The sequence below is a fragment of the Anaerococcus hydrogenalis genome, assembly GCF_002871895.1.
GTDB lineage: Bacteria > Bacillota > Clostridia > Tissierellales > Peptoniphilaceae > Anaerococcus > Anaerococcus hydrogenalis.
The window spans coordinates 1-516 of sequence record NZ_PNHP01000011.1 but is presented as its reverse complement, the minus strand read 5'-3'; the positions used below and the strand labels follow the sequence as shown (position 1 = coordinate 516).

At 34.5% G+C, this 516-nt stretch carries 1 pseudogene; it reads left to right on the top strand.

The annotated features are described in order from the left end of the window. A pseudogene (locus CJ192_RS09175) lies at positions 1–413 on the top strand (transposase); the annotation flags it as partial. Positions 414–516: the final 103 nt, after the last annotated feature.

Here is a 516-nt window from a genome sequence, read left to right as displayed (position 1 = left end):
GAAGATGAAATTTCTTCTATGATTAATTCTTTATGCCCTGTTATTACTTCTATCACTGGTATTGGTGATGTCTTAGCGCTGCTATTTTCTCAGAAATCGGTGATGTTTCACGATTTGAGAGAGCTAATCAGTTAGTTGCTTATGCTGGTTTAGATGTTGCTGTTAAGCAATCTGGAAATTTTAATGCTACCGATACTAAGATTTCTAAACGTGGTTCTCCTTATCTTAGACGTGCTATTTGGCTTGCTGCTAGTGTTGCTGCCTTTAAAGATCCTGCTCTGTCTGTGTATTATCAAAAACTTAGACAAAGGGGTAAAGCTCATGGTACAGCTATTGGTGCAGTTGCTAGAAAACTTACTAACATTATTTTTGCTGTTTTGAGGGATAACAAAGCTTACATACCTAATATTTAATTGTTATTTAGTTTTCTAAGCCTAATTTTTAGGCTTGTTTGACGTGCCATAAATTACAAGATTAATTATTTTCTATTTTCTCTTGACATTTGATAGCTGGTCT